Origin of the sequence: Methylobacterium sp. BE186 (assembly GCF_031457035.1) — a bacterium.
In the GTDB taxonomy this organism is placed as follows: domain Bacteria; phylum Pseudomonadota; class Alphaproteobacteria; order Rhizobiales; family Beijerinckiaceae; genus Methylobacterium; species Methylobacterium segetis.
Genome location: NZ_JAVDVV010000017.1, coordinates 84,753 through 103,342 on the forward strand (window position 1 = coordinate 84,753; position 18,590 = coordinate 103,342).

Genomic DNA, 18,590 nt, shown 5'->3' on the forward strand with positions numbered 1-18,590 from the left:
CATCCGGATCCGGCTTGCGCGATCGGTCGCCAAAACCCACGTCGAGCTTCTTCGTACCCCTTCGAGTGACCGCGCGACCCTATGACAAAGCTTCTCGGCATCAAGTCGGACGACGAGTTCGTGAGCCTCATCGATAGAGAGGCGCCGCTGGGTGAGGGCACCGGCCGGCGGGTTTACGCGGTCATCGGATGCACCGACGTCGTCATCAAGGAGAGCAAGGCCCCGTTCCACTACGCCAATTTCGTGGAATGGACCGTCTGGAACGCCTTGGTAAGGATGGGAGAAGACATCATCGGGAACCGGCCAAACGCGGACCTCAAACAGCTTTTCGCCGAGTGCTTCTCCATAAGCCACTCGGCCAAGTACCTGATGATGGAACGTCTGCAGAAGTTCGAAGCGGGCGACGCACCGCCCCTGACCCGGCTCCCGTTCTGGACGAACGACAAGAAGCCGAGCGCATTCGGGAAGACCGCCGCGGGCGAAGTCAAGGTCATCGATTACGGCATGGTCAATTTCTACGATGCCCTGAACCCCGAGAACCGAAAGCCGCTTTTCTAGCGTGGTTGGACGGCGCGAGGTTCTCGGAGCGCCAGGCGGCGAAGTCCCAGCGAAGACCCTGGCTGGAAGGCCGAGCGGAAGTGCCTGCCGAAGGTGGAGGCGGCAGGGCTGCCGGAGGGTCTGCAGCGGCGGCTGCGGGAGTTCGCCGTCGAGCTGTGGGAGGCGGCGCGGGCGGACCCGGCGGCGGAGCTGGTGACGGAGCGGGCGGCGCTGGAGGCGCGCGAGCGGGCAACCGAGGAGGTCCTCGACGAGGCCCTGGCGCGGCTCGACGTGGCCGAAGCGGAGATGGGGCGGCTGTGGGAACGGCTAGCGCGCCTGGAGGAGGCGGCGCCGTTAGCGAGCGGTGTTGCCGCCATGACCTGAGGACGCTCGGGAAAAAAATGGGGACGCGGGGTTGCAAGGCCCGGAGGTGAGGCTGACCTCACGTTGACCAATCCATTGTGAGCGTACAGGATCGTACTCAGAACGGAGTGTGAACATGGCAAAAGGTGGTAGCTCGGGCGGCCGACCCCCGGGATCATCAGCCCCGCCGCGGCCCTCGCCGGGTCCGGTCAATCGTCCCGGCGGAGGTGTCGGTGGAACTCGTGAGACAGGCGTCCGACCACCCCCTCCCGGAGGTCCCCGGCCGACCGGCGGCTCCCGAGGCTGAGCTCGACGACCTTTACCGGGATCTGAAGTTTGAGGCCCAGCGGTGCGCATACTACCATGGGATGCGCGCCCGCTTCTTCGACAGCTTCGGAAAGACCATCTCCCTCGTGTCGTTCGTGGCTGGTGCGGGCGCCTTCACGTCCCTGATCCAGGGCGTGGGTCCCCTCGTCTCGGCACTGGCGACGGTCACCGCCTTCTTCTCCGGCCTAAACCTGATCGTCGGCTTCGCCCGGAAGGGCCGCGACCACGAGGTCCTGCGCAGCAAGTATTACGGGGTGATGGTCGAGCTCGAAAAGGCGCGCGGCGACGGGCAGAGGCTCCGCGAGATCCAGGTACGGCTTCTCGGGTTCTACGCCGACGGCACGATCTTCATGTCGGCCCTGGACATGATCGCCTTCAATCGGGTGTGCGCTTCCACCGGCCGGGACGATTGCCTGACCTACGTGCCTTGGTGGCATCGGGCGCTGGCCCACGTCTGGTCGTTCACCGGCTACTACTGCAACGGCAAGCGGCCCGCGCGGAAGCGCGGGACCGGTGCGGCCTGATCGCCCTCAAGTCCACTCAGCGTCGACTGGAGAGCGTCGGCAACCCGTCGAAGGAGGGTGTCGAGGGCACGATCGCGAGGCCGCTTTTGCGCAGCGCGGCGTCGGCGTGGGCGTAGCCTGCCCTCATGACGACCTCCTGGATCTCGTCGGGGAAGCGCTTGAGACGCGTCTTCACCGCCGCAGCGCGCTTGGTATCGGCCTCCGAGAAGCCGAGGGGGTTGTCGGGACCGTGAGCCTCCACGCCCTCACCGATGCCCCAGGAGACCAGCTTACGCTCGCCCATGCGGTCCAGGCCCCTGAGCACCCGCTGCCTGAGGAAGATGCCCTGCTGGAGGGCGATGTCCGAGACGCGCAGGGCCTGAGAGAACCAGTTCGACCGCGGCAGCGGATTGCCCGGCATGGCCCGGCCGCCATCGCTGACCAGGATCGTGCGGTATCGCTTCCAGATCGGCTCCAGGCCAACATTGTCGTAGACGCCGCCGTCGGTGAGGCAGAGCCGACCCTTGTACCCGTCCTCGTGCAGGTCGGCCTCCTCCAGCGCGGCCATCGCACCATGGGGTACCCGCACGTAGGCCGGCGACATGTAGGGGGGAAAAGCTGCGGAGGCCGAGACGACATCCGCCACCCTCAAGTCCGGGCGCTTCCATTCCCCGACATGGTACTCGGCGGCGTACTCCTTGGCGAAGCGCCACAGCGCGCCGGTCTGGAGGCTGGTGGCGGTGAAGGTGAAGCGGGGCCGATCCGGCAGGTCTTGGAGGGTCGCGCCCCCGAACAGCGTCCTGTCGTAGACCCGGCCAGCGATCCCGGCGGCGGACAGGCGGGGCAGAAGCCCGAGCACCACGGCCGGGACGTCGACCCACTTCTGCGCCAGTGCCAGCAAGGGAAGCCCCACTTCCTCGCGCAGGTTCGACGCCACACCCCTGTCGTCGAAGCGCAGGCGGTTCCAACCCACCGCCAGGGCTCCGGCGGCGATGGATCCCCCGGACACGCTGGAGACGCGATCGAGCCGCGGCAGTAACCCGGCCTCGTTCAGCCTGGTCAAGGCGCCGACGTGGAACAACATGGCCCGGAAGCCGCCGCCCGAGAGGCAGAGGCCGATCCCGTGCTCAAGCTTCTTGCCGCCCAGGAAATCCTCGGCGGGCGCGGAGCTCCCACTCGCGGGGATTGCGGCATCCATCAGCGCGCCTGGGCCGGCCCGTCGGTACGATGTTGCACTTTCGTTCCTCCCGCCCCAGTTTAGCTGGACGGGAGGCAATATATGGCCGCGGTGCTCACGTTTCACCCGCTCGGCGACGCCGACGGGACCCTCATCGACCTGGCGGACGGCCGCAAGATCCTCATCGACTTCGGGGACGAGTGCACGACGGCGAAGGACGAGCGGCGGATCGATCTCGCGGCAGCGCTGAGGGCCGACCTGATCCGATCCGGCAAGTCCGGCTTCGACGCCGTGCTGTTCACCCACCTGGACCGGGATCACGTCTACGGGGCGGAGGACTTCTTCTGGTTCGACCATTCCCCACGCCTTCAAGGCGGCGGTAGGGCGCGCATCGGCGAGCTCTGGGTGCCAGCGGCGGCGATCCTGGAGGACGAGTTGCCCGACTTCGCCCAGGTGATCCAGGACGAGGCGCGATACCGTCTCCTGCACGGATACGGGGTTCGGGTCTTCTCGCGTCCCGAGGCGCTGGCCGGCTTCCTGGCTTTACACGGGCGAACCCTCGCCCATGTCTACGGCCTGATCGTCAACGCCGGCGATACGGTCCCGGGCTACGCGCTCGATGGACCGGAGCGGGCGCAATTCTTCGTGCACTGCCCGTTCGGCTGGCGTCAGGACCGGAACGAGCAGGTCGTCGACAGGAACCAGGACAGCGTGGTCCTTCAGGCCGTCTTTCACGAGGGCGGGGCGTTGCGCCGGGTCCTTTTCGCGTCGGACATCGATTCCGAGACGCTCACCCTGATCGTGCGGACCACGTTGCGGCATGACCAGGCGTGGCGGCTCGGCTGGGACGTCTGCAAGATCCCGCACCACTGCTCCTACACCGCCCTTAACAAGGACGACAAAGGCACCTCGATCACGGTGCCCGTACCGGAGGTCAGGTACCTGTTCGAAACCTGCGGGGCGCCGAATGGCATCATGGTATCCACCAGCCGCAGCATCCCGGAGAACGACCTTGACGTGCAGCCGCCCCACCGCCAGGCAGCGGCCTACTACAAGGAGGTGGCGCACCGGTCGGGCGGCCGGTTCGAGGTGACGATGGATCACTCGCCCGCGCGGAATCCCCAGCCGTGCAAGGTGGTCATCGACGAGCAGGGGTGTCGTTTCGTGTCCCTGCTCTCACAGGGACCGGGCCTGCTGCGGCCCGCCACGACAGCCGCGGCGGGCTTTGCATTCCCGAACCATCCCGTCGTTCCCGACAAGCCGGCGGGCTTCGGTTGACCTGGTTCATCGAGCGGCCCGATCGCTTCGTTGCCGAGCGGAGGGCCGTCGCCGCGCTCGCCGGCGAAGTCGATTGGCTGCCCGCCTACGACTTCGTCCTCGACGGGAGGGACCGCCTGCTGTTGCGGTTCACCGTTCTGGCAGGCGGCGCGCCGATCCAGCTTGAACTGCGCTACCCGCGCTTCTACCCCGACGCGCCGCCCGAGGTTGTGCCGGTCGATCCGAGCCTGAGGCTGGCCGACCATCAATGGGCCGGCGGCTCCCTCTGCCTGGAGCACCGGGCCGACAACTGGCGTCCGGAGGTCACCGGCGCCGTCATGATCCGCTCCGCTCATACCCTGCTCTCCGCGGAGGCGGAATCCGCCGGCGGGGCCCGGGCGCTGCCGGCGGTCCACGATCTCACCCTGGGCCAGCTCCTGCGCGGGGACAACTTCCGTCACCTCTACTCGACGGAGCTGATCGAACTGCTGCAGGGGTCCGCTCCCTCGACGCCGATGATGGCGACGATGCGCTACCGGAGCCAGGCCGAGACGATCGTCTCCTGGATTGACACGGTAGACGCTCCCGGTGGCCAGTGGCGGCAGCCCGGGTTTCCCGAGGGGGGTCGAGCCATCCGAGGCGTGGTGATGTGGGTGCCAAACGGCGCCTCGGCCGAGCGTCTGCTAGACCGGACGGCGTCAGACCTCCCGCGGCGCCTCGCCGAGCTGTGCCGGGTTTCGCAGGAAGGGCTCGACGATGCACGGTTCGTATTCGCCGCGAGCTCCGATTGGCCGCGGATGGTTTGGCGGGTCCTGGGGGATGGCCAGGAGCTCATTCCGGTAACGCCGCTCCGGATCGGCGACCGAGGGATGTGGCGAGCGGCCACGAACCCTGCCGCCTTGCCGGGTAAGCGCGCCGCTATCGTCGGGTGCGGCTCGGCGGGATCGAAGATTGCCACCACGCTCGCAAGGGCGGGGGTCGGTGGCTTCCTACTCATCGACGACGACGTTCTGATGCGCGGGAACCTCGTGCGGAACGACCTGGACTGGAACGGGGTCGGCGAGCACAAGGTGCATGCCCTCGGCACTCGCCTGAAGCTCATCAACCCCGACGTCGCGGTTACCGGACGTCCCATCCGGTTGGTGGGCCAGGAAGCCAGCTCCAGCGTCGACACGGCACTGGAAGCGCTGGCGGGCTGCGATGTGATCGTCGATGCGACGGCAAATGCCGATGCCTTCAACCTGCTCTCGGCTGTCGCGACACGGTCCCGCCGGCCGCTCGTCTGGCTGGAGGTCTTCGAGGGGGGGCTGGGTGGCATGGTCGCGCGCCACCGCCCGCACGTCGATGCGCCGCCGCAGGACATGCGCAGCGTCTACCTCTCGTGGTGCCGCGATCACAACGCCCCATGGACCGGCGTCGAGGCGGGGGATTACGCCTCGCGTGAAGCGGACGGTCATGTGCTCGTCGCTGACGATGCCGAGGTCGGCGTCATCGCCAACCATGCGGCGCGGTTCGCGCTCGATACGCTGGCCGAAGGCAACACCTTCCCCTACCCCATGTACGTCATCGCGCTGCGAGCCAGGTGGATCTTCAGGGAGCCTTTCGAGGTGCTTCCCATCCGCATCCCGCTTGGCGAGACGGACGAGGGTGCCGCCCTGACCGAGGAGGCCTTGACCGCCGCGATCGAGTTCCTCGACGAGCTGCTCGCGAAGCGCGCCGATGAAGATCCTGCTCCCTAGACCGGTCGTCACCTTGTGGAAGGACGAGCTGCGGCGCGCCGGACGTCGGGAGATCGGCGGGGTCCTGATGGGCGAGGCCGTCGCGCAGGACACGTTCCGTATCGTCGAGGCCAGCGTGCAACGTGGCGGCGGTACCGCGACCAGCTTCGTACGCGACCCCAGGCATCACGGCGAGGCAATCCGCGCGTTTCACCGAAGGACGGGCCACGACTACACGCAGTTCAACTATCTCGGCGAATGGCACTCGCACCCGTCGTTTCCGACCACGCCCAGCCGCGATGACCTCGCCGCCATGCATGAGCTTCTCGCGGATGGCCGGATCGGCGCGACTTTCGCGTGCCTGTTGATTGTGCGGCTCCGGCTCTTCCGCCGCCTCGACGTAGGGGCCTATGTCTTCACGCCGGATGGCGGGATGCAGCTCGTCACGGTCGTGCGCGAGAGGTAGCCACCGGCATCGCCGGTTACACCGGAGTAGCGTCCTCGGCCTTGAGCCCGCCGGTCACGCGGGCGGGGTCGACCCGCAAGCGCTCAACCCACTCCTTCAGGTTCGGCGGCCGATACCCGGGATTGTCGCGCCACCGCTCGAAGACGCTGCCGTCGATGGTCTCGTTGATCCGCCAGGTCGTGCGCGCCGACCCAACCGTAGGCGGAGCTCCCACCGGGCGGTGGAAGCGCGGCGTGACGAGACGCAGGAACCACGGCCCGAAGGTGGCGTAGGAATCGGCGATCTCCGCGTTTGGATCGGGCGTGTCCATGGCGAAGCCCGGCCGGAAGGCAAGGCCGTGCAGGGCGGCCTTGTCCAGGATCCACTTCAGGGGCGCCTGGGCGAGGATGTCGCTCGGGTAACCGCCGCCAACGTTGGCGTGGGCCCCGACGAACCAGCGCTGCTCGACCGCGTCGAGGCTCCGGCGCGGGCAGGTCGCGACCTTGTCGTTGTCGGCGGTCTGGGTCCAGAAGGTCGGCTCGAAGGCCCGACGCTGCTCGTCGAGGGCGAGGGCGTGGAAGGCGTAGGTGTTCGAGCGGTAGAGGTGGGTGTCGAGGAAGCGGTACTTCGCGACCCGGGCGCTCAGGCTCGACAGCGGGTTGCCGACCGAGCCGACCGTGTCCCAAATCCCCATGAACTTCACGTCGGCGGGCACGCAGTGGGCGACGAGCCAGCGCTCCTCGATGCCCGCGAGCCGCGCTGGGTCGGTGGCGATCAACGTGCGGATCGTCGGCTCGGTGCGGCGGCGGTAGCGGGCGTATAGCTGCTCGATCGAGAGCGGGGCCCCGGGCCGGAGCACGCCGCACTTCGAGATCAGGCCGGACAGGCTGCGCGCGGCGTAGGCGCCGCGGCTGAAGCCGAAGACGAAGATCTCGTCTCCCTCCTCGTAGGCCTGGACGAGCCAGGTGTAGGCGTCGACGATCTCGTTATCGAGGCCGTAGCCGCCGATCCCGCCGCGCACCTTCTCGCCGATCCGGGTGCCGACGCCCTGGCTGTAATAGACCAGCTGCCCGGCAGCCGCCGGGTCGCAGAGCGACTTCAGGCGCCAGACGTTCGTGTTGTTGTTGAGCGTGTTCCAGGTGCCGTCGAGGAAGATGGCGAGGCGCTTCATGGCGGATACCCCCCGGTATCGCGGGACCCGAGGCGGTCCGGTCCACCCCTAACCCGGCGCACCTCAACGCTCGCGCTCCGGCGACGTTCCTGATGCGTTCCTGGACGAGGCCTGCAACCCGCGCCACTGACCTGTCCCCGTTATCCACACCCCTCCCGATTGAATGCCGAGGGCCAAGCTTGGCCGCTTGGCGGAACCCGGCTGGCATGTTCCACTTTTGTTCCACAGGATTCGGAGCGCGCGCATGCAGGTCTCGGGCGTCACGGTCGGGTTGCCGACACCCATCCCCATCCTCGCGACACCCGTGCGCGCCGGCTTCCCGAGCCCAGCCGACGACTTCGTCGAGGAGGAGATCGACCTGCAGCGGCTGCTGATCGTCAACCGGCCCGCCACCTTCCTGGTGCGGGTCGCCGGCGACAGCATGGTGCTCGCACGCCTCTTCGATGGCGACCTCGCGGTGGTCGACCGCTCGCTGACCCCGCGCAACGGCGACGTCGTGGTCGTCGACATCGACGGCGAGCGCTCCTTCAAGGTCTGGCGGCGCCAGGGGCCGCGCGTCACGCTCTCCTTCGCCAACCCGCGCTTCCCGGAGTTCCGGCTCTCGCCCGACGCCGTGGTCGAGGTCTGGGGCGTGGTCTCCGGCTCGGTCAACCCGAGGCGCCGGAGCGGCGAATGAGCGGCCGGGCCTACGCCCTCTCGGACGGCAACTCCTTCTACTGCTCGTGCGAGCGGGTCTTCGATCCCAAGCTCGCGCGGGTGCCGGTCATCGTGCTCTCGAACAACGACGGCTGCGCGATCGCCCGCACCAGCGAGGCCAAGGCGCTCGGCATCCGCATGGGCGAGCCGTACTTCAAGATCCGGGAGATGTGCCGGGCGCGCGGCGTGCGGGTCTACTCCTCGAACTACGCGCTCTACGGCGACATGTCGGCCCGGGTGAACGCGGTCTACCAGGGGTTTTCACCGCGCATCGAGGTCTACTCCATCGACGAGAGCTTCCTCGATCTCTCGGACGTGCGCGAGCGCGACCGGGTACCGCTCACCCGCGACATGCGCGAGACGGTGCGGGCCTGGACGGGGATCCCGACCTGCGTCGGCATCGGTGCGACGAAGACGCTCGCCAAGCTTGCCAACCACGTCGCCAAGACGGTGCCCGAGCTCGGCGGCGTTTGCGACCTGACCGACCCGGTGCAGTACGACCACTGGATGGCCCGCATCCCCCCGGACGAGATCTGGGGCGTCGGCCCGGCCAACGCGCGCAAGCTGGAGGCGCTCGGCTGCGTCAGCGTCGCCGACGTGCGCGATCTCGACACCCGGGCGGTGCGCAAGGCGATGACCGTCGTGGGCGAGCGCCTGGTGCAGGAGCTGCGCGGCGTTCCCTGCCTCGACCTGGAGGAGATCGCGCCGACCCGGAAGGGCTGCGCCGTCACCCGCAGCTTCTCAGACCGGGTCGAGCACTGCGCCACGATGGAGCAGGCGGTCGCCGCGCACGCGACCCGGCTCGGCGAGAAGCTGCGGCGCGAGGCGCTCGGGACCGACCACGTCACCGTCTTCTTCCACACCTCGGAGCACGACCGCGACCGGCCGCAGCGCTCGGTCTCGACGGTGGTGACCCTGCCCGAGGCCTCGAACGACACCCTGGTGCTGGTAAAGGCGGCGACCCACGGCGTGCGCAGGGTTTGGCGGGACGGCTACCGGTACGCCAAGGCCGGGGTGGTCACGACTGATCTCGTGCCGCTGGCGGCCTCGCAGCGGGCCCTGCCCGGTCTCGGCCGGCTCGACCGCGAACACGGGGCGGCGCTGATGGCGGCGCTCGACGCCTGCAATGCCCGGTTCGGCCGCGGGGCCGTCGTGCCAGCGACGGCGGGCCTCGCCGAGAAGCGCGACTGGTCGACGAAATTCGAGATGCGCTCGCCCCGCTACACCACGAGGCTCGACGAGCTGCCGGTGGTCGCGGCGGCCTGAACGGGAGGGCTCGCACCCGGTTGTTTAATGAGACACAACGTCAGGATATTGTGGCCGCCGGACCGATCAGTCCGCACGAATGGCTGCTTTCGGTCGGCGAGCGGTCATTCTCGTAGCTTCGATCAAAGGTCAGCTACTGGCGCAACTGAGATCCACAAGCTGAGCTGATGCGACGTCCGCTTCGGAGATGCCGCCGAAGGCCACTGAATGGCCGAGAGGGGGGCGAAGCGGAAGGTCTGCTTTCCGGCTGGGAGCTAAGGTTCGGTTGTGGCGCTCTCCAGCCTTGCCGTTGATTGTTACTCGCTGGCTTGACGCACCGCTTGCTATCCGCTGCACCTGCTGCCGAGTTCGATGGAGGCGCCCCGGAGATCCGCTCCGATGTCACCGTCGCCCGTCGGACGCCAAGAGAAATCTTCCCCAGACTCCTAACGCTCGGTCCCCTTCCTCTTCCTATCGTTCTAGGACCGCTTTATCGTAGCCCCTGACACGAAGGCCTGGGCTTTAGAAGGTTGACCCAGGCCGGTTCGCGAACCCGGGCTAGGTACATTGCTGGGATAGAAACAGTTCGGCCCATAGGAGCGCAAGCTCATCAGACAGGAGGGCCAATTCCAGTGATGTGCAGATATGGCTGCCGGGGAGCTGAAGGGCTCAAATCTTCCGCGCATCTCCCATGATGCCGTTACCTCCGACGAGGCGCCGGGCTTGACCTCCCGGTAAGCCGCTGACGCGAGAGGGCGAGCCGCTGTCACGACCCCACCATTCGGCGGGGCGTGGCAGGCTATTGCCTTGTTGCGCCTCGCTCAGACGAGGCGACAATGATTAACGATATCAATCACAACATCGCTGCGCACCCTGATGATCTTCTCAGGCCTAACGATGCTGCACGACTGCTCAGGGTCTCGGAGGTCTGGCTGAAAAAGCTACGTCTTGCCGATGACGGACCTAGGTTCGTGCGGCTGAGCGAACGTCTCATCCGCTACAAGCGCTCCGATCTGCTCGCGTGGGTAGAGGCGCGCTGCTGACACCTTCCATCGAAGTCCAGTCACAACAAAGTCGATTAAGAAAAGCGCAAGAGGCTGACCGATGATGGAAAATAAAAACGCCGCAGGTCATAGGGCCGCGGCGCGAAAGTTTGCTGACAATCCGGAGTGTATCGAAAAATGGCTGGGGAAAGAAGGCCGAACATTTGCTTGTTTCGGACGTAAAATCCTGGCGAATGGCTACTCGGTTATTCCGCTCGCCACGGGCGACAAGCGGCCGATCATTGCTGAATGGCAGCGCTTCTGTGCGCAGCCTGCCTCACAAGCAGCCGCCGAGGACTGGGCGCGCAACCATCCCGCAGCAGGCATTGGGCTGGCATGCGGATCAGCGATCATCGGTATCGACATCGACATTCTCGATGGAGCACAGGCCGATCTAGTTGAGGGTTTGGCACGCCAGCACCTCGGGGATACGCCGCTTGTGCGTGTCGGAATGGCGCCGAAACGAATGCTGATCTACCGGCCTTCAGGGCCAGTGAGGGCTGCTAAGCCCCACCCGATTGAGGTCCTCTCGCTCGGCAATCAGATTGCCTCGTTCGGGATCCATCCTCGGACCCAGAAGCCGTATGTCTGGTCGGACCACAGTCCCCTGGACACGCCAATCTCCGCACTGCCGGAGGTGACACAAGCTGCCGTAGATCGGTTCCTAGCCGCCTGCAGAGATGTCCTGCCGATTTTGTCGAGCGAGGCTCAAGAGCCCGAGTTCGACGAGTTCGGCTACGTCATTGGCCGGCGCGACGTCCACGCATTGAAGTGCGCCTGGAAAGCTGCGTGCCGCAGAGCTAGCGACGGCTTTAGCGCGGTGCTCGATGACGCCTGGGACCTCTTCTTCTACGGCCTGCATCCGGATCATCGGCAACGTGTGCGAGCGAAGACAGGTCGGCCTTGGGCAAAAGACGACAAGGAGTTTGTATCGAAGGTCCGAAGTGCTCTGCGCAAGACCGAGGAGCGCAGTACTCAACGGGCTACTAGCCGCACGCAGCGCGCGTTGATTGATGACATCCCACCGCATTTCAGGGCAGATGAACTAAGTGCTGAGCAGGCGGGCGAGCGTGTTCGCGATCTCGTTGCAGGCTGGATCGAGCACGGAGGGAAACTCGCGATTGCCGGCGCGGCTGGTATCGGCAAGAGCACTTCTGTTCTCAGTGCGATCAGGCAGTGGAACCGAGAGCAACTGATTGGCCCGGGGTTAGTCTGGTATCTCACTCCAACTGTGAGCTTGGCGGAGGAACTTGCAGCTAAGTATCGCGCCCAAGGGGGCACATGCGTAGCGATCAGGGGGCGCCTTCATGAAGACGCAGAAAGAGGCCCGCTTTGCATTCGCCCGTCATTCGTCCGAGCTGCGGTTGAGCGCGGGGTCGGAAATATAGCCGCCACTTGTTGCGAACTTCAGACTGAGGACGATAAGTATCTTCAGTGTCCACATCGATCTATGTGCCCCTACTATGCGCAGTTGGCGGAATTTGCTGAAGTTAAGTTTATGTCACATGAGTACATGCTGCAGCGCCTCGGAGAGCGCTTCGGAAGGCCAGACATGGTCGTAATCGATGAAGCGTTTATGCATAAGCTTGTTAGGTACTCGCAGACCGCCACTGCGGGCGATCTTCTTCGAGACGCTGCCGATCAGTCTACAATGATGAAGATCGTAATTGACGCTCTTCGCGACGGCTTATCGCCGAAATCTGCACTGCGCGATGCTGGCATCACGAAGGCGGCCCTGGTTGAAGCCGCTCAAGCGATCGAGCCTGAAATTGAAGGGCAGGTTACTCCGAATATGGATGAAGAGCAGGCTCTAGCCGCTCTCGAGCGCCTGCCCAAGCGCAATAAGGCTGCACTTGCATTTCGTAGACTGGCGGACGAGTTGAGTTGTGAGCGCGACGAGACTCACTCCATCTATGTCGCAACGAAAATGGTTCGAGCCCATGTTGATGGCGCAGAGATTACCACCGAGATGGAGTTGTTCTACATACAGCACAGGAGCAATCCAAAATTTAAGAAAGACATCCCGATCTTGCTTCTTGATGCCACAGCGAACGAGACACTCCTCCGCAGCCTGTGGCCGGATCTTCAATTCGAAAAGATTGCAGCCAAAAGGAACGCTATCATCACGCAAACTTATGGCCTCCAGGCCGGCAAAACAGCGATGACGGCCGGATCAAAAGCCAGCAAGTATGTTTCGGATCTGCGCGCTTTCCTGGAGAGAGTCGGAAAAGACAGGCGCGGTCTCCTGGTTACGTACAAGGACGTACTCTGGGAGGGCCATGAGCGCCGGTTCTCATTGCCCGACGGGTGGTCGTCTACCCACTTCGGCGACTTGCGAGGACGCGACGAGTTCAAGGACTGCGACGTCATAGTGGTTTGCGGGCGCATGCAGCCTCGAGTGGAAGACGTTGAGCGCATGGCGCGCGGGTTTTTCTATGACCGCAACCTCCAGATGACCTTCCTCAAAGGGGGCAACTTTCCGCGGGTGCAGCGTGGCTACCGCCTAGCAGACGGGCCGCAGAGCGGCACTCTCGTGCAAGCGCATCCGGACGAGACGATTCAGGCCTTGGTCGAGCAACTGCGTGAAGCAGAAGTCGTCCAAGCAATTGATCGGCTGCGTCTCCTGTACCGGCCTCAGCAGGCGGCGGTGTACCTACTTACCGACCTCCCAGTTGATGTCACGATCGATCGCTTGGAGCCTTGGGGTTCACTCGTTGAACAGCGGAGCCGGATCGACCGCGCCGCCGCGCGCCTGCCTGGCGTGCTTCCTCTTGTGCCGAACTGGTTGGTGTCTGAACGCCCCGATCTCTGGTCAACCAAGAAGGAGGCTAGCATGGATATCGAGAGGCTTCTCAAGGCTCGAGACGCGAGGCCGCTCATGCGTTTCAGACGCACCGACAAAGATGAAGATGGTTTCATCGCAAACTTCGGCCTCAAGGCGCAGATGTACCTCTTCAAAAGGGCGTCTCATCCCCAGGGGCGCGCTTCCCGGTGTCTCTCAATCCACACGCCCAGCACCACCCGGTTCACGCTGACCGCCTTGCTCGGAGAGTTGACGATGTTTGAGCCCCCGATGCCGGTGCTTGCCGCAGCGCGTGACCAAGCGCCACCGGTGCAACCGTCACAGCCAGCTTCCAATGATGATGTGCCAGGCCGCGCAGCGCGGGGCGTTGCCGGCTGATCCTAAATCCTCGGTTCGCTATAAGGATCTATTATAGCGAACCGAGGATTCAGAGCGGAGCGGCTATAACCGGCCATGCATGATTGCCATGCACCATTAAACAAACGGCAATCTAATGTGCCGATGGGTCTATGTTTTTCGCGCCCTGGTGGCGGCAACTGCGCATCGACAAAGGCTTGATCTGCGCAGACGCAGACGCGGAGTCGTTCGTGTTGGCGGAGCCCTGGTCAGGTGATCCAGTGTGACGCACGCCGCAGGTCCCTACGAACTACTGGCCGCCATGTCTCTACGGGAGGAGCGCCGCCAAAACAGCCGTCCAATATTGTGGTCTTCCAATCAGGAGAGCAAAGCCGAAGCAGGACCAAAGTTGGTCAAGACTGAGGGCCTATAGCTCGCGGTGTTCGTTATTTAGAGCGACAAGATATCTCATGCTCCTCATACAGATGTCCTTCTGTGTTGCCAATGACCGTCAACGGTTTTGCGGGAAGCTCGCATAAGAGCATGGCCGCTCTCCAGTGCCGATGCGTATTCCGCAACTCGATTTTTGCTGAGTGCTCAATACCGAGAGATTTGAGCAGATCCCGCGCCTTCGATGGGAGAAAAACCGCTCCGCTGCGCGCATCTGAGCGGCAAACTAGAACGTCTTTTGAGCCATCGGTTTCAAAACTTTGCGTTTGACCCGACAAATCGACTCGAATTGTCTTTACGTTATTTCTGTAGTCGCGCACTGCCGAATGCCTCCTGACATGTTTCGCGGCGTGTGCGAGAGTAGCGGCAGGCCGGATTGGCGTTCAAGGGAAAGTTATGGATGTTTGGCGCGTGCAGCCCATTCTGCGCGGGCCCCTTGCTTCTGGCATACGTGCCCTTTGAGTCCTGATTGCTCGTCCGCTGATCGGCCGTTAGCGGGTTTGCACCAGAGTCTGAGTTAGCTCAGTCAGTTAGATCGCCTACGCGTCAGCAAAGAAGGAAAATTGGCGGCGCGGTCACCGGCGATGCAGGTTGGTGAGCGTGATGTCTGCTAGCGAGCGTCTGAGCAGCACGCTGCCTGATTTGCACTTGTCCGACTACGGCTTGGCTTTCTCTGGCAGGATCATGGCCGTGTCCGGATCGGTTAGGTCGCCCTGCTGCGGCTGAAGTGTGAGCGCCCGCGCTGCCTCAGGTGTTTTGCCCGCCGCGAGGTCAAGCGCCGCTGCAACATGAGCCTCGCGTGCCTGCTCGGCGCTCATCTGGCCTCGCACTATGCCCACGGCCAAGTTGATGGACAGAATGTTGGTGACCTCCTCGTCACCGAAGGACGTGATCGTGCCTCGTGTGCGGTCGGGAATGACGCTGCCATTGTAGGTCGCAATGGCGTTGTAGAGGTTGAGCGGCACCTTGTAGACAATCGTTTGCTCCAACACGTCGCGGTGCTGGGCGGGGAAGTCGTGCTCCGCCCCGGTCTTATGCACGATCGTTCGTGCCCAGGGCGCGTTGTCACGCCAGATCAGCATGGTTGCGGTCGCCTCCTGAGGTGCCCCGTACTTCGCGTGAATGGCCTCTGCTGCAGTTCGCGACGCTTCCGGCCAGCCCTGCGTCACGTCGGAGCTCGCTTCGGCGGTGGGGTGCCGAGGTTCTGCAGCGCCGGCGGGACCGGGAGTAAGTGCCAAGCCTGCAAGCACAAGAAGGCAGAGGGTGGTTCGCTTCGTGGATGGCATGGAAATTCTCCGGAACATGCCTCCGCCGGATGCGGAGCTCTGGCCTGAGGTTCGGACTCTGGTGTTACGGGTCCGAGTTGTCACGGGTCCGAGCGGGGTATATCGCGGCAGATAGGAAGAGTTCCAGGCTAGGGAGGCGCGCTGTGGCGCAATCGGTATCCCTCGACGTGAACGGCCGGGCCGTAACAGCGGCCCTCGACGATCCGGAAACGCCACTCCTCTATGTCCTGCGCGACGATCTCGGCCTGCACGGACCCCGCTTCGGCTGTGGGCTCGGCCAATGCGGCTCGTGCACTGTTCACATCGATGGGCAGGCAGTGCGCTCCTGCGTGACGCCAACTTCGAGCCTCAAGCCCGGGCAGAAGATCCTCACTCTCGAGGGGCTGGGCTCGCCGGAGGCGCCGCACCCGGTGCAGAAAGCCTTCATCGAGGAGCAGGCCGCCCAGTGCGGCTACTGCATCAACGGCATGATCATGCAGTCGGCCGCGCTGCTTTCCAAAAATAAGCAGCCCAGCGAGGATGAGATCCGACAGGCGCTCGTGGGCAACCTGTGCCGCTGCGGAACACATCTGCGCATCGTGCGTGCCGTCAAGCGCGCCTCCGAGACGCTCTGAGGGGGAGGTCCAAATGTCCATGATGACTCGCGCAGCCCTCTCGCGTCGGACCCTTCTGCAAGGCAGCGGCGCCCTAGTCATCGACTTCAGCTTAGGTGGCCGGGTGACAGCTCAGGGCGGGGCGCCCATTCCGACACCCAGCGCGGGCAAGTCCATCGCCCCCGACCAAGTCGACAGCTTCCTGGCGCTCGATGCGGAGGGACGCGCCACGGTCTATTCCGGCAAGGTCGATCTCGGCACTGGAGTCAGGACTGCGCTGGCGCAGATGGCGGCTGAGGAACTCGACATTCCCCTCGACCGCATCACCATCGTTCAAGGTGACACGGCGCTGACCCCGGATCAGGGTCCGACCTACGGCAGCCTCTCGATCCAGAAAGGCGGCGTCGAGATCCGCCAGGCGGCAGCCACGGCTCGGGCGCGCCTTCTCAGTCTTGCCGCCGAGCGCCTCGGCGTCTCCCCAGACACTCTCGTGACCGAGAACGGCAGTGTTCGCCCGAAAGCGGGCGGAGCGGGCATCGGCTACGCCGACCTCATCCGGGGCGGTCGCTTCGAAACCAAGGTGGACAAGGAGGTCACAACCAAGGACGCGGCACACTTCGCGCTCGTCGGCAAGTCCGTGGCGCGCATCGATATTCCCGAGAAGGTGACGGGCCGCTTCACCTACATGCAGGACTTCCGGATACCCGGCATGGTGCACGCTCGTGTCGTGCGCCCGCCGGCCATCGGCGCTAACCTGGAGAGCGTCGACGAGGGTTCGGTCGCCGGTATCCCTGGCCTGATCAAGGTCGTGCGAGAGGGCAACTTCCTCGCGGTGGTGGCCGAGCGCGAATGGACCGCGATCAAAGCAGCACGTGCTCTCAAGGCGCAGTGGTCAGCTTGGGAGGGTTTGCCCGAGCAAGACCATCTTTGGGAGCACGTGCGCGCCACCAAGGTAACCAAAGACGATGTGACGAGCAGTGTCGGCGATACCGAGGCTGCCTTGCCGAATGCGGCTAAAACCCTGTCGGCGAGCTACGACTTTGCCATTCATACACACGGCTCAATCGGTCCCTCCTGCGCCGTGGCGGAGATCAAAAATGGCCAGCTGACCTGCTGGAGCGCTTCGCAGATGACGCACGCACTACGCAAGCAACTCGCCGCAATGACCGGAATGGCTCCCGAGGCAGTGCGCTGCATCTACATCGAAGGCTCGGGCTGCTATGGGCGCAATGGACACGAGGACGCAGCAGGCGACGCTGTGCTCGTGGCTCGGGCCGTCGGGCGTCCTGTGCGCGTGCAATGGTCGCGAGCGGACGAGCACGGCTGGGATCCGAAGGGACCACCGACGCTGATCGACCTCAAGGCTGGGCTCGACCAAGACGGCAACGTGCTCGCGTGGCACTCGCAGTTCCTCCTGCCCGAAGGCGCGGCGGGAAACGTGCCGCTGGTGGCTGCCACCCTGGCCGACCTACCGCATGAAACGACCATGTCGCCGGGCAACATCATCCAGAACTCGGCACTGCCCTACGCCTTTCCGAATGTCCGCACTGTCTGCCATCGTCTGGCCGAGACCCCGTTCCGGCCGTCTTGGATCCGCACGCCGGGGCGAATGCAGAACACGTATGCCAACGAGGCCTTCCTTGACGAGTGCGCCGCCGCGGCTGGGGCTGATCCGCTGGCTTACCGCTTGAGAGCGCTGAAGGATCCCCGCGGCATCGAGGTGCTGAAGCGCGCGGCTGAGATCGCCAAGTGGGAGGCGCGCCCCTCTCCGGCCAAGGATGATCGAGGTGGGGGCGACGTCTTGCGTGGGCGCGGCCTCTCCTACGTGCGCTACGAACTCAACCGGACCTATGTCGCGGGTATAGCCGAGGTTGAGGTTAATCGGCAGACCGGCGCTGTACGCGTACCCCGGTTCTTCGTCGTCCAGGATTGCGGGCAGATCATCAATCCGGACGGCGTACGCAACCAGCTCGACGGCAACGTCATACAGACGGTGAGCCGCGTGCTGATGGAAGAGGTCACCTTCAATCGCAGCGCGGTGACGAGTCTGGACTGGGCGAGCTATCCGATCCTGACCTTCCCCGACGTACCCGAGGTGATCATCGACCTCATCGATCGGCCGACGGAGAAGCCCTGGGGTGCGGGCGAGCCTTCCGCGGCGATTGTGCCTGCGGCTATCTCCAATGCGATCTTCGATGCGACGGGTACACGAGTGCGCTCCGTGCCATTCACGCCCGCGAAGGTGAAGGCAGCCCTTCAGGGAACCTGATGGCGTGATCACTGGAGCTTCTGTCGATCAGGATGGCGAGCCAGTCAGCCTCTGCCAATGCTGATCGATGGTGTCGGTCAGGATGGGCATGAACGGCGAGGAGGGGTTCAGCCGGGTGACGGCCTGGATGAGCTCATTGAGCGCAGCGGTTTGAGCGTCCAGCCCCTGCACGGCCGACAGGTAGGCCCGCCCAGATCGCCTCGTCCACCGCTCCAATGCTCGCGGACTGATTGCCACTGAGGAGGTCGGCGAAGGTTTCCAGCGTTTGCTCAAGGGTGGCCATGCCCTGAGTATGGCTCGGGTTGAGTTGCGGTTGAACCCTTGGAGTGGATAGCTGGGGGTCTCTTCCTTGGCAGCCGTATCGTCACGCT

14 protein-coding genes and 1 pseudogene are annotated in these 18,590 nt (G+C 64.6%); 12 read left to right on the plus strand and 3 right to left on the minus strand.

Going from position 1 to position 18,590, the window contains the following annotated elements:
* Positions 1-81 precede the first annotated feature (81 nt).
* The 3 genes and pseudogenes from J2X36_RS17530 to J2X36_RS17540 all read left to right on the plus strand — a co-directional run bounded on the left by J2X36_RS17530 (position 82) and on the right by J2X36_RS17540 (position 1,751).
* Complete coding sequence (locus J2X36_RS17530; protein ID WP_310352049.1) at positions 82-558, plus strand: hypothetical protein; 477 nt, start codon at positions 82-84, stop codon at positions 556-558.
* A 75-nt stretch (positions 559-633) separates the two neighbouring features.
* Positions 634-921: pseudogene (locus J2X36_RS17535) on the plus strand (hypothetical protein); the annotation flags it as partial.
* Between the two features lie 212 nt (positions 922-1,133).
* Entirely contained in the window at positions 1,134-1,751 is a 618-nt protein-coding gene (locus J2X36_RS17540; RefSeq protein WP_310352052.1) for a hypothetical protein, read from the plus strand.
* A gap of 16 nt (positions 1,752-1,767) precedes the next feature.
* On the opposite strand, the gene J2X36_RS17545 is transcribed toward J2X36_RS17540, so the two are convergent.
* Positions 1,768-2,928 carry a patatin-like phospholipase family protein gene (locus J2X36_RS17545; protein WP_310352055.1) on the minus strand — a complete coding sequence of 387 codons (1,161 nt, stop codon included), beginning with the start codon at positions 2,926-2,928 and terminating at the stop codon, positions 1,768-1,770.
* An 81-nt stretch (positions 2,929-3,009) separates the two neighbouring features.
* Here J2X36_RS17545 and J2X36_RS17550 point away from each other — a divergent pair, with 81 nt between their 5' ends.
* The 3 genes from J2X36_RS17550 to J2X36_RS17560 are packed head-to-tail and all read left to right on the plus strand — an operon-like array spanning position 3,010 to position 6,348.
* On the plus strand, positions 3,010-4,185 hold the full coding sequence (locus J2X36_RS17550; RefSeq protein ID WP_310352058.1) for an MBL fold metallo-hydrolase: 1,176 nt from the start codon (positions 3,010-3,012) through the stop codon (positions 4,183-4,185).
* Positions 4,182-5,903: a ThiF family adenylyltransferase gene (locus J2X36_RS17555; RefSeq protein ID WP_310352060.1), complete on the plus strand. Its 1,722-nt coding sequence runs from the start codon at positions 4,182-4,184 to the stop codon at positions 5,901-5,903. Before J2X36_RS17550 ends, J2X36_RS17555 begins: the two co-directional genes overlap by 4 nt.
* Positions 5,884-6,348 carry a Mov34/MPN/PAD-1 family protein gene (locus J2X36_RS17560; RefSeq protein WP_310352063.1) on the plus strand — a complete coding sequence of 155 codons (465 nt, stop codon included), beginning with the start codon at positions 5,884-5,886 and terminating at the stop codon, positions 6,346-6,348. Before J2X36_RS17555 ends, J2X36_RS17560 begins: the two co-directional genes overlap by 20 nt.
* A 16-nt stretch (positions 6,349-6,364) precedes the next feature.
* On the opposite strand, the gene J2X36_RS17565 is transcribed toward J2X36_RS17560, so the two are convergent.
* A complete protein-coding gene (locus J2X36_RS17565; protein WP_310352066.1) occupies positions 6,365-7,498 on the minus strand; it encodes a DUF2235 domain-containing protein in 1,134 nt (377 codons plus the stop codon).
* Between the two features lie 244 nt (positions 7,499-7,742).
* On the opposite strand from J2X36_RS17565, the gene J2X36_RS17570 reads away from it, so the two are divergent.
* The 4 genes from J2X36_RS17570 to J2X36_RS17585 all read left to right on the plus strand — a co-directional run bounded on the left by J2X36_RS17570 (position 7,743) and on the right by J2X36_RS17585 (position 13,663).
* Complete coding sequence (locus J2X36_RS17570) at positions 7,743-8,174, plus strand: translesion error-prone DNA polymerase V autoproteolytic subunit (protein ID WP_310352070.1); 432 nt, start codon at positions 7,743-7,745, stop codon at positions 8,172-8,174.
* A complete protein-coding gene (locus J2X36_RS17575) occupies positions 8,171-9,460 on the plus strand; it encodes a Y-family DNA polymerase (RefSeq protein ID WP_310352072.1) in 1,290 nt (429 codons plus the stop codon). The genes J2X36_RS17570 and J2X36_RS17575 overlap by 4 nt, the downstream gene beginning before the upstream one ends.
* Before the next feature lie 815 nt (positions 9,461-10,275).
* Positions 10,276-10,482: a helix-turn-helix domain-containing protein gene (locus tag J2X36_RS17580; protein WP_310352073.1), complete on the plus strand. Its 207-nt coding sequence runs from the start codon at positions 10,276-10,278 to the stop codon at positions 10,480-10,482.
* 61 nt (positions 10,483-10,543) lie between these two features.
* Positions 10,544-13,663 carry a bifunctional DNA primase/polymerase gene (locus J2X36_RS17585; protein ID WP_310352074.1) on the plus strand — a complete coding sequence of 1,040 codons (3,120 nt, stop codon included), beginning with the start codon at positions 10,544-10,546 and terminating at the stop codon, positions 13,661-13,663.
* Between the two features lie 1,064 nt (positions 13,664-14,727).
* Here the strand turns inward: J2X36_RS17585 and J2X36_RS17590 are convergent.
* Positions 14,728-15,153, minus strand: a complete 426-nt coding sequence (locus tag J2X36_RS17590) for a hypothetical protein (RefSeq protein WP_310352076.1) — start codon at positions 15,151-15,153, stop codon at positions 14,728-14,730.
* Positions 15,154-15,500: 347 nt separating this feature from the next.
* On the opposite strand from J2X36_RS17590, the gene J2X36_RS17595 reads away from it, so the two are divergent.
* Together J2X36_RS17595 and J2X36_RS17600 are read left to right on the plus strand one after the other, a co-directional pair.
* On the plus strand, positions 15,501-15,971 hold the full coding sequence (locus tag J2X36_RS17595) for a 2Fe-2S iron-sulfur cluster-binding protein (protein ID WP_310352078.1): 471 nt from the start codon (positions 15,501-15,503) through the stop codon (positions 15,969-15,971).
* Positions 15,972-15,993: 22 nt separating this feature from the next.
* Positions 15,994-18,219: a molybdopterin cofactor-binding domain-containing protein gene (locus tag J2X36_RS17600; RefSeq protein ID WP_310352119.1), complete on the plus strand. Its 2,226-nt coding sequence runs from the start codon at positions 15,994-15,996 to the stop codon at positions 18,217-18,219.
* Positions 18,220-18,590 lie beyond the last annotated feature (371 nt).